The 11,173-nt window shown below is 59.3% G+C and carries 5 protein-coding genes; 1 reads left to right on the forward strand and 4 read right to left on the reverse strand.

All coding sequences use genetic code 11. The features are described from left to right. Window positions 1-65: 65 nt before the first annotated feature. The gene (gene amiC, locus ACP4QI_RS17950) at window positions 66-1,319 is read right to left on the reverse strand and encodes an N-acetylmuramoyl-L-alanine amidase AmiC (RefSeq protein ID WP_142486955.1); all 1,254 of its coding nucleotides are present in this window, start codon (window positions 1,317-1,319) and stop codon (window positions 66-68) included. Between the two features lie 229 nt (window positions 1,320-1,548). On the opposite strand from amiC, the gene argA reads away from it, so the two are divergent. After that, window positions 1,549-2,880 (forward strand): amino-acid N-acetyltransferase, encoded by a 1,332-nt coding sequence (argA, locus tag ACP4QI_RS17955; protein WP_142486956.1) that lies wholly within the window; start codon window positions 1,549-1,551, stop codon window positions 2,878-2,880. A 37-nt stretch (window positions 2,881-2,917) separates the two neighbouring features. Here the strand turns inward: argA and recD are convergent, their stop codons facing one another. The 3 genes from recD to ptrA are packed head-to-tail and all read right to left on the reverse strand — an operon-like array spanning window position 2,918 to window position 11,159. Beyond that, a complete protein-coding gene (recD, locus tag ACP4QI_RS17960) occupies window positions 2,918-4,738 on the reverse strand; it encodes an exodeoxyribonuclease V subunit alpha (protein ID WP_426495689.1) in 1,821 nt (606 codons plus the stop codon). Next, complete coding sequence (gene recB, locus ACP4QI_RS17965) at window positions 4,735-8,280, reverse strand: exodeoxyribonuclease V subunit beta (protein WP_426495690.1); 3,546 nt, start codon at window positions 8,278-8,280, stop codon at window positions 4,735-4,737. The genes recD and recB overlap by 4 nt, the downstream gene beginning before the upstream one ends. Next, window positions 8,277-11,159, reverse strand: a complete 2,883-nt coding sequence (ptrA, locus tag ACP4QI_RS17970) for a pitrilysin (protein ID WP_156264554.1) — start codon at window positions 11,157-11,159, stop codon at window positions 8,277-8,279. Before ptrA ends, recB begins: the two co-directional genes overlap by 4 nt. Window positions 11,160-11,173 lie beyond the last annotated feature (14 nt).

The following is an 11,173-nucleotide window of genomic DNA, read 5'->3' on the forward strand; positions in this document are numbered from 1 at the left end:
CCATTCGGGTGTTTTTTTGTATCTGCAGTTTGCCCTTTTGCCGGGCATAAACCCGGCATCCCTGATTATCCTCGTCTGGCGAGCGTCGCCCCATCCGAGAAATAGGCCTTAATCCCCGCCAGTATCGACTCCGCTACCTCCTGCTGGAAGGCGGCCGTTTTGAGCTTACGCTCCTCTTCCACGTTACTGATAAACGCGGTTTCCACCAGAATCGACGGGATATCCGGCGCCTTCAGTACCGCGAACCCGGCCTGTTCGACGCTGTTTTTATGCAGCTTATTAACCCTACCCAGTCTACCCAGCACCGCTTTACCAAACTTCAGGCTGTCGGTGATGGTCAGCGACTGCACCATATCAAACATCGTATGGTCGACGTAGCGATCGCCGCTCTTACTGACGCCGCCGATCAGGTCAGAGGCGTTTTGCGAATCTGCCAGAAGCTTTGCAGCCGTACTGGTTGCCCCTTTGGTCGACAGCGCAAACACCGATGAACCGCTCGGTTGACGGCTGGTAAAGGCATCCGCATGGATCGAGATAAACAGATCCGCGCGCTGCTTTTGCGCTTTCGCCACGCGAACTTTCAGCGGAATAAAGACGTCCTCATTACGCGTCATGTAAGCGCGCATGTTGCCTTCTCTGTCGATCAACGCCTTCAGGCGGCGGGCGATCTGCAACACTACGTCCTTTTCCCGCGTGCGGTATTTGCCCACCGCGCCGGAGTCTTCCCCGCCATGGCCCGGATCGAGCATGATCACAATCGGGCGGTCGCGCCCGGCTTTGCCCGGCTGCGGACCACTTTGCGCAGGCGGAACCTGCTTCTCAAGATCGCCTTTGTTGTAATCCTCCAGCAACGCCAGCAGAGGATCCTGGATGTCCGTCGCGTTGGCCGGATAGAGATCCATCACCAGACGCTCTTTAAATCCGGCCACCGGCGCCAGGGCAAACAGCTGCGGCTTTACGTTCTGCTTAAGCTCAAACACCATGCGCACGGTTTTCGGATCAAACTGCCCTACCCGTGCGGACTTGATAAAAGGATCGTCGCCACGGATCTGAGCGCTCATCCCTTTGAGGACTGAATTGAGGTTCACCCCTTCGATATCCACCACCACCCGCTCCGGATTACTCAGGGCGAATTGCTTATAGTTCAGCACCCGGTTGGACTCGACCGTCACGCGTGTATAGGTCGACGCTGGCCAGACACGTACCGCCACCACCTGACTGACGGCGGCAAGCCCTACCTGACTTACGCTAAGCAACCACATTGCCCCGGCCCCTTGTAACAGGCGGCGACGACTTAATGCTTTACTGGATCCCGACATGCTTCTCCCGAGCAAAGATATCGAATAACTTCTCATAACGTCCAAATTGACCGAAAACTTTAGCGAATGATGCATAACCTGTCATCCTTAAAAGGGTAAACAATCATGCGTTAACGATTACTTCCCTGAATGTTTTCTTTGCTTCGCCGAAAATTTTGGCTTGCGCGCAGGGGCATATTCGAATAAAAATACAAAAATTGCGAATAAACATTCATTGAGGGGTTGTGCCGTGGTGAAGGAACGTAGAATCGAACTGGTCCAGGGATTCCGTCATTCTGTTCCCTATATCAACACCCACCGGGGAAAGACGTTCGTCATTATGCTCGGCGGCGAAGCCATTGAGCATGAGAACTTCTCCAGCATAGTCAATGACATCGGCCTGCTGCACAGCCTGGGTATTCGCCTTGTTGTCGTTTATGGTGCCCGCCCGCAGATTGAAGCCAATCTGGCCGCGCATCATCACGAGCCGATCTACCATAAACATACCCGCGTTACCGACGCCAAAACGCTGGAGCTGGTGAAGCAGGCCGCCGGTCTGCTGCAGCTGGACATTACCGCGCGGCTGTCAATGAGCCTCAACAACACTCCGCTGCAGGGAGCGCACATCAACGTGGTGAGTGGCAATTTTATTATCGCTCAGCCGCTTGGCGTGGATGACGGGGTGGATTATTGCCACAGCGGACGTATTCGCCGTATCGATGAAGAGGCGATCCACCGCCAGCTCGACGGCGGTGCGATTGTGCTGACCGGCCCGGTCGCCGTCTCCGTGACCGGCGAAAGCTTTAACCTCACCTCAGAAGAGATTGCCACCCAGCTGGCGATCAAGTTGAAAGCCGAAAAAATGATCGGTTTCTGCTCTTCACAGGGCGTCACTAACGAGCTGGGGAATATCGTCTCTGAGCTGTTTCCTAACGAAGCCCAGGCGCGGGTCGAAGCGCTTGAGGAACAGGGGGATTACTACTCTGGCACCGTGCGTTTCCTGCGCGGCGCCATCAAAGCCTGCCGCAGCGGCGTGCGCCGCAGCCACCTGATCAGCTACCAGGAAGACGGTGCCCTGTTGCAGGAGCTGTTCTCCCGCGACGGTATCGGGACGCAGATTGTGATGGAGAGCGCCGAGCAGATCCGTCGCGCCACCATCAACGACATCGGCGGCATTCTGGAGCTGATTCGCCCCCTGGAGCAGCAGGGGATCCTGGTGCGTCGCTCCCGTGAGCAGCTGGAGATGGAGATCGACAAGTTCACCATTATTCAGCGCGACAACCTCACCATCGCCTGTGCGGCGCTCTATCCCTTCCCGGAAGAGAAGATTGGTGAAATGGCCTGCGTGGCGGTGCATCCTGACTACCGCAGCTCGTCGCGCGGCGAGGTGTTGCTGGAGCGGATTGCCGTTCAGGCCCGGCAGCAGGGGCTGAGTAAGCTCTTTGTGCTGACTACCCGCAGCATTCACTGGTTCCAGGAACGCGGCTTTACGCCGGTGGACATTGATTCCCTGCCGGAAACCAAGAAAGAGATGTACAACTATCAGCGTCGCTCGAAGGTGCTGATGGCGGATTTAGGTTAAGCCCCCTGACCCTCTCCCCATGGGGAGAGGGAATAAATTACAAGGCTTCAAAAATCGCACTCAGGCCACTGCGCCGTTCCGTACGGGTAGTAACGGCCTGCACCAGCACACCGTCATCCGCATACAGCGACAACCGCCGACGGGCACGGGTAATGGCCGTATAGACCAGCTCCCGGGTAACTACCGGGGACATCTGGGTAGGCAGGATCAGCGCCGCATGATCGAACTCAGAGCCCTGAGATTTATGCACCGTCATCGCCCACGCGGTTTCATGCTCCGGCAGTCGGCTCGGCTGTACGGACTTCAGGCTGCCATCCGGCATCTGGAACCAGACGCGCAGCCCCTGCCCCCGATCCAGCGCAATCCCGATATCCCCGTTAAACAGGCCCAGCGCACTGTCGTTGCGCGAAATCATTACCGGGCGTCCTTCATACCAGCGCGAATGCGGCTGACGGCTGATGCGGCGCTTTTGCATCAGCACCTGCTCCAGCCTTTCGTTGAGCCCGGCCACGCCAAAGGGGCCGTCCCGTAAGGCACACAGCAGCTGGTAGCCGCCAAAGGCCGCCAGAATCTCCTCTTCGGAGGCCTGGTGTTGCACCCGATCGAGAAAATGGTGATATCCCTGCAGGGCATCCTCCAGCATCACCAGATACTCTTCCCCACTCTGGAGCTGCTTTTTCTCGATATCGCTGAACGTGCCGTCAAACACTGAGCGGAGCGCGTGACGATCGCCACGGTTGACCGCTGCCGCCAGCTGCCCGATGCCGGAGTCGCTGCCGAAACGGTAGCTTTTTTGCAGCAGGCACAGGCTGTCGCGCAGGGCGCCCGCCACCGGGCTGACGTTGCCTTCCATCTGGCATCCGGTCATGCCGGCCAGCTCCTGGGCACGCTGCACGGTAAAACCGGCGCTGGCCCAGGTGCAAATATCGCCCAGCACGGCGCCCGCTTCGACGGAGGCCAGCTGATCGCGATCGCCGAGGAAGATCACCCTGGCATGAGGCGGCAGGGCATCAATCAGACGAGACATCATGGTCAGGTCAATCATCGAGGCTTCATCCACCACCAGCACATCCAGATGCAGCGGGTTACCGGCATGGTAACGCAGACGCTGGCTGCCCGGCTGGGCGCCGAGCAAACGGTGCAGGGTACTGGCTTCGGTCGGGAAGCGCTTACGCTGAATGTCGGTCAGCGGAAGCTGTTGCAGCGCGCCGCCCAGCGACTCGGTGAGACGGGCGGCGGCTTTACCGGTCGGGGCCGCCAGCCGGATACGGCACTTCTCCTCTCCCGCCATCTGGATCAGCGCCGCCAGCAGGCGGGCGACGGTGGTGGTTTTACCGGTGCCCGGGCCGCCGGAAATCACCGAGATACGCCGCGTTAACGCCACCGCCGCCGCCACCTTTTGCCAGTTAACGGCTTCGTCAGAGGTGAACAATGCGTTCAGGGTACGCTGAACGTCGGCACTGTCATGGGGCAAAGGCTGATTGGCTTCGCTAAAGAAACCGGCCACGGCCCGCTCGTAGCGCCACATCCGGTTAAGGTAGAGGCGATCGCCCACCAGCACCAGCGGCGTTGGCTCGTCCCCTGCGCTCACTGCGCGCGAACGCATCAGCGTGGCGGACCAGTCCAGGGTTTCATCATGCAGGGCAAAACAGGCCTGCAGCGCGGCGGTTTTCGCCTCTGCCTGCAGGCGCGACAGCGGCAGACAGACATGCCCCTCTCCGGTATCCCGGCTTAAGATCGCCGTCGCCAGCATCACCGAGGGTTCATCGTTCCCGGCCACCATCATCGCAAACTGTACATCCAGACGACGCAATACGCGCTGTTCCACGGCCTCCAGCAATAATTCCTGCATCGTCATGACACAAGCTCCTCTTGGCTTGCAGAAAACAAGCTATCCATTTGATTGATTAAAATTTCACTCGGGCGGGTGGCGAAGCAACCGGCCCCCGGCGAACTGCCGTCTACGCCGCGTAAAAACAGGTAGATCACCCCACCGAAATGCTGCTGATAGTCATAATTGGCAATACGGTGGCGCAGATAACGGTGCAGCGCCAGGGTGTAGAGCTGGTACTGCAGATCGTAGCGGTGGGACTGCATCGCACGGGCCATTGCCTGCGGCGTATAGGCCTCGCCGTTTTCCCCCAGCCAGTTGGACTTATAGTCGAGCAGGTAGTAGCGGCCATTATGGCGGAATACCAGGTCAATAAAGCCTTTCAGCATGCCGCGCACCTGGCGAAAGTCGAGCGGCGGGCAGTCACGCGACAGCGGATCGTGCTCGCGGATCAGCGCATCCAGCGCATCGGCGGTAAGCGGCCCGGCGATCGGCAGATAAAACTCCATCTCAACCTGTTTATCGGCGGCTGAAAGCTGGCTCAGGGAGATCCCCTCTTCATTGAGCGGCGTCTGCAGTACCTGGTTGATCCAGTGGGTAAGGACCGGCTCCCAGCGGGCGTCATACCCGCCTTTCTGCAGCATCTCCAGCGTCCACTCCGGGGAGACGGGTTGGGTAAAATCGAGCGCTTCAAACAGGCTGTGTAAAAAGGTGCCTGGCGAGGCACCGCGCGGGAACTGGTGTGGCGTCAGCTCCGGCTCCTGTACCACCTCGCCTGTGCCTGCGGCATCAACGTCGAGGCGCGGCATCAGATCCTGGGCGATACTGTGCCCGCGCTGCTGCAGCCCGGAGTAGCTGGTGACCCGCCAGTCGTCAAACAGCACGCGAGCCACCTGCCGCGCCTGCAGATCCGGCATCGCCGACTCCGGCATATGCCAGCGGGCGGTATCGGCCACCCCGGCCACCTGCAGCGCAATGTGGTCATTGCACAGGGTTTCCAGGCACTGGCGCAGCCCGGCCGCGTCTTTTGGCTCGCCGCGCTGGATCAAGCGTCCGAGCGCGCTGAGGTGGAAATCGCTGTCACCGGACTTGTCGCCACGACGACGGAACAGCGGCGCGACGCCCAGGCTGCAGTGCCAGACCGAGCGGGTCAGGGCCACATACAGCAGGCGTAAATCTTCCGCCAGCCGCTCGGCTTCGGCCAGCTCGACGCTGTCCTCCGCCTTGCTGAGATCAAGTACGGCTTCAAAGGTGTTGCGATCGTGGTAAAACGCCTGATCCTGCACCCGGTAGTTGGCAATAAAAGGCAGCCAGACCAGGGGGTATTCCAGCCCTTTCGATTTGTGAATGGTGACGATTTTGACCAGATGTTTGTCGCTTTCGAGGCGCATCTGCTGGCTTGAGGCATTGCTGTTGGGTTCGGCAATATGCTGCGCCAGCCAGCGCACCAGAGCGTGCTCGCTCTCAAGCTGCGTTCCCGCCTCCTGGAGCAACTCGCTGATGTGCAAAATATCGGTCAGACGGCGTTCGCCCCCCGCGGTGGCCAGCATATTTTCGGCAATATTGCGCTGCGCCATGATGTCGCGCAGCATCGCCATCACGCCCCGCTTCTGCCAGCGTTCGCGATAGCGGGTAAACTCTTCCACCGCCTCATCCCAGAGGATTTCACTGTTATTCAGCATGTCGATGTCCCGGGCGTTAAGACCGAGCATTGAGCTTGCCAGCGCGCTGCGCAGGATGCTTTCACGCTCGGGCGCCAGCACCGCCTGCAGCAGCCAGAGCATCTCCTGGGCTTCCAGGGTTTCAAACACGCTGTCGCGGTTGGAGAGATAGACCGAGGGGATGGTCAGCATCGTCAGCGCGTCGCGTACGAGCGCCGCCTCCTGACGACTGCGCACCAGCACCGTAATGTCCGATGCTCTCACCGGTCGGGCCTCGTCGCCCCGGTGCAGAATGGCTTCACCGCGCACCCCGGCGCTCAGCCAGTCGCGGATTTGCGCCGCGCAGTGCTGGGCCATAAAGGCCTGGTAATCCCCGACGCCGCACCCCTCGCCCTCCATCAGCCAGACGTTCATCGCTGGCTGGAACTCCCCCCGTAGCTCAAAGCGCAGCCCGGCGTTTCTCGGGGCGGATTTGACCGGCAGGAAGGGGATTTCACGGAACATGAAGGCGTCGTTCATCTGTGAAAAGAGGGTATTGACGCTTTCTACCATACCGGGCGCCGAGCGCCAGTTGGTATCCAGCGTATAGTGCGCGGCAACTTCGCCACGGGCCTTCATATAGGTAAAGATATCCGCCCCACGGAACGCGTAGATCGCCTGCTTCGGGTCGCCAATCAGCAGCAGCGCGGTGTCAGGCTGCTGACGCCAGATCCGCCGGAAAATCCGGTACTGCTGGGGGTCGGTATCCTGGAATTCATCGATCATCGCCACCGGAAAACGGCCGCGGATGGCCGCGGCCAGCGCGTCGCCATTGTCGCTGTTCAGCGCCTCATCGAGGCGGCTGAGCATATCGTCAAAACCCAGCTCGCCGCGACGGCGCTTTTCGCGCGCGACTGCTGCGCGGATCTCTGCCAGCGCGCGGGTGATCATCAGATCGTTCAGGGTCAATGGCTCAGCCAGCAGAGTATCGATGGCGACAAACAGCGGGTGTTCCGGCACCTCGCCGCCCGCTTTTGTGCGCTCCGCCAGGAACGTTTGTGAGAACTTTTCCAGCGCGTCAGGGAGCTGGTAGCTGTGCTTCTCTTCCTGGGCCCAGGCCGTGACGCGCTCAATATATTTTGCCTGGTTGCCGCGGTTGAACTTGCGCCGATCGATACCGGAACGTTCAATAATCGCGTCGATTTCCCCCACACTGCTGGACCACTGCTGCTTCATGGTGGCGATGAGGCCGACGATCTTCTCATGGCGAGAGGCCAGGGTTTCGTCCGCAGGCGGGGGGGATTTGATTACCGGGGCTTCACCCTGCAGGTAACGATCAATGGACCGGAGTAACTCTTCCGGGCCTTTCCAGAGAGCGTGTACCGCTTCGGCAATATCGCGAGGCAGAGGATAACAGTGACGACGCCAGAAGTCGGCGCACGCCTGGTAGCGCAACAGGGATTCATCTTCGATGAGTTGCTGCTCGAAGAGCATGCCGGATTCAAAGGCATTCAGGCTGAGCATGCGCTGACAGAAGCCGTGGATAGTGAACACGGCGGCCTCGTCCATCTGCCGTTCCGCCAGCAGCAGCCACTGGGCCGCCTGCTGTGTGTCGTCAATCTCGTCCAGCAGACTGGCATACAGCGGGTTGTCCGTGCTCTGTCTCAGGCAGGCGATCCGCAGCTCGTGAATGTTGGCGCGGATACGGCCGCGCAGCTCTTCCGTCGCGGCTTCGGTGAAGGTCACCACCAGCAGCTCTTCCACGCTGAGCGGGCGACTGAAGGCTGCGCTGCCGCCCAGCCCGAGCAGCAGGCGCAGATAGAGTGCGGCGATGGTAAAGGTTTTTCCGGTTCCCGCTGAGGCCTCTATCAGTCGTTCCCCCTGTAACGGTAAACCCAGGGGATCAAGGGACTCGGCGGTATCGGTCATTCGTTCTTACTCCTGGGCAAAGATTGCTGCAATGCGCTCACGCTCTTCCAGACCGTCCAGCCTGCAGGCGGGGCAACGTCAGCTTTTTTACTCTGACTACCCGATACCTGGGACAGGATCGCCATCCCCTGCGGGGCAACCACCGCCTGGTGGAAGAAGTCGGCGACTTTCTGCGGCGTGAGCTGTTTTATCTCGGCCACTACTTTATCATGCGAATCGAAGCGCATATTACCCCGATCAAAATCTTTGCTGATCTTTGACGCCTCTTCGGCCAGGGTTTGCGGCGGCTGCGTAATCTGGGCGATCACCGCCTGCTGGATCTGAGCAAACTCTTCTGGCTTCATGGCGCGCAGCTTAGCTTCCGCCTGCGGGAAGAAGGCCTGGAAACGCTGCCAGAGATAATCCGGCTGTTTATCACTGCTTTGCAGCAGGAAGCCCATCCCCCACTGGCGGCCCACGTTCATCGAGAAAGCAAACACGGCATAGCCCAGCTGCTCTTCGGTACGTAACTGGGTGTAGAACCAGGGCTGGACGATCTGTCCGAGCATGGCGCTGTAGGCCGAGCTGGCGTATTCGTCATAGCCGGTTGGGACAAACACCGCCGCCAGCGCGGAGTCGGTGCTGCTGCCGGGTTTCTCGAAAATCACGTTCTGCTGTTTATCCACCAGCACATCCTGGTTGCGACACCATTCGGTTCCCTTCGCCCCCAGCTGAGTACGGACGTCCTGCGCCAGGGTTTTCGCCTGATCTTCGCTCATATTGCCGACCACCAGAAACTCCGGTCTGGCGTTGGTTTTCAGCGCCGCACGATAGGCCATCACCTCGTCAAGGGTGATGGACGGCAGCAGCGCCCGACGCTCTTCGCGCTGGAAATAAGGCACCTGCGACAGCATCTGCACCGGCATAATGGCCTGATCGAAGGCCTTACCCTTTTCGGCGGAGTCCATCATCTGGGCATACCAGGATTTGGCCTGCGCCAGCTGATCCTCGGTAGCGGTGTAGCTAAAGTAACCCTCCAGCAACGCCTTGAACAGCTGCGGCAGACGCTGGGTGTAGCCGTTGGCGTTAAGCATCAGGCCATTGTTGGCGTTAGTTGAGAAACCGATCCCGCCCACGGCGGCCTGGTTGCTGAGCTGATCCAGCGCAATGCCGGCCAGATAATCATTCAGGGCAAACATCACCTGGTTTTTGGCGCTGTCCATTGCTGCAGGGTTACGCAGTACCATGCTGACGTTGGCTTTCGGCTCGCTGGCGAAATAGCGGCTCGGGGTATAGACCACGCGCAGGTCAGACTCATCCACAATCAGCTGCGGTTTTGCATACTCTTTAGTGGGTTTGATCAGCGCGAAATCGTCCGGGATATAGGGGTTCACCTCCGGCAGCTTGAGCGCAATCGCGGCGGATCGCTTCTGCCAGTCGGCAAAAGTTTGCTCGCTGATTTTGTCCACCTGATATTCAGCGTTTACAAAGTAGGCGGTTTTGTTGTGCGGCTCGTCCGGGCTGATATACCAGATACGGGCGTTCTGCGGGGTCATCATTGCCAGACGGGCTTTGACGGCGTCAGCATCGTACCGATCCGCGATATTGACCGCATCCAGCGTATGCTCGACCGGCACACGGATCATGGTGTCGGCCAGCCACTCAACGTAGTCCATATCGCGGGTAATGGAGGGATAACGGAAGTCGAGATCCAGCACGTGGGCCAGCTCGTCGAAATAGCGTTTATCAACGCCTTTGTCACGCAGCAGCGACAGGTAGCTGAAAATGGCGGCAACCACCTCATCACGATGGGCCAGACCTTTATCAGTTAAGGTGGCGGAGATGGCCAGCACGCCGCTGTTGCCGTTGACGATCGGATCGGAATCCGCGCGGATCCCTTCCACCAGCCCCTGCTTTTGCAGCCAGTCGGACAGCGTGTCCGGGCTACGGTTACCAATCAGGTAGTTAACCAGTTCGTCGGTTTTGCTGCGAAACTGCGCGGTGTTGTTATCAATGCGGAATTCAACGCGCAGCACCTTACGCGGCATCGCGGGAACATAGTGAATGATTAAGCCTTTCTGCGCATCGGTGACGACCGGCACGGTGACTTCCGGGCGGGTAATATCTTTATTCGGAACGCGGCCGTAGGTATCGGCGGCGAGTTTCGCCAGCTCTGGCAGGGGTTTGTTGCTGTACACCACCGCTTTCATCAGATTGGCGGAGTAGTATTTATCGCGGAAGGCGTGCAGCGCATCAAGCACCGGGCTGCCCGGCTTGTCGCTCAGGGTTTCAAGATTACCGCCGGAAAAGCGGGAGCCAGGGTGCGCGGGGTTAATGGTTTCGGCGCTGACCTGTGCCATACGCATCCCGTCCCGGGTACGGGCCATCGTCAGCTCGGCATTAACGGCGTTGCGTTCGCGATCGGCATATTTTTTATCCAGCAGCGGAGCGGCAATGGCATCCGCAAGGCGATCGACCGCCCCTTCCAGCGCATCGTTTTCAACTTCAAGATAAAAGGCAGTACGGTACGGCGCGGTGCTGGCGTTATGGCTACCACCGTGCATTTTTAAAAATTCGGCCAGGCTGTCAGGCTGCGGGTACTTGGTTGAGCCCATCAGGGTCATATGTTCAAGATAGTGCGCAAGCCCCGGGTGGGATTCAGGATCTTCCAGCGAGCCCACCGGCACTACCAGCGCCGACAGTGACTTTACGGCCTGCGGATCGGAAACCAGCAGCACGACCATCCCGTTATCAAGGCGGATCGCCTGATATTCGCGGGTATCTTTATCGCTTTTGCGGATCGTTTCCTGAACGGGTTGCCAACCGGTATTTGCCTGACTGAGGGGGGCCCAAAGAGCGACGAACAAAACTAACGATTTCAACAAGGTGCTGCCTGGCATTCACTACCTCTTCA

This window comes from Leclercia sp. TB492 (assembly GCF_049974505.2).
Classification (GTDB): Bacteria; Pseudomonadota; Gammaproteobacteria; order Enterobacterales; family Enterobacteriaceae; genus Enterobacter; species Enterobacter adecarboxylatus_C.

Excerpts from the sequence above, each read along its gene's own strand:
- amiC (WP_142486955.1), bottom strand. The coding sequence starts at position 1,319 with ATGTCGGGATCCAGTAAAGCATTAAGTCGTCGCCGCCTGTTACAAGGG.
- recD (WP_426495689.1), bottom strand. The coding sequence starts at position 4,738 with ATGACGATGCAGGAATTATTGCTGGAGGCCGTGGAACAGCGCGTATTG.
- recB (WP_426495690.1), bottom strand. The coding sequence starts at position 8,280 with ATGACCGATACCGCCGAGTCCCTTGATCCCCTGGGTTTACCGTTACAG.
- ptrA (WP_156264554.1), bottom strand. The coding sequence starts at position 11,159 with ATGCCAGGCAGCACCTTGTTGAAATCGTTAGTTTTGTTCGTCGCTCTT.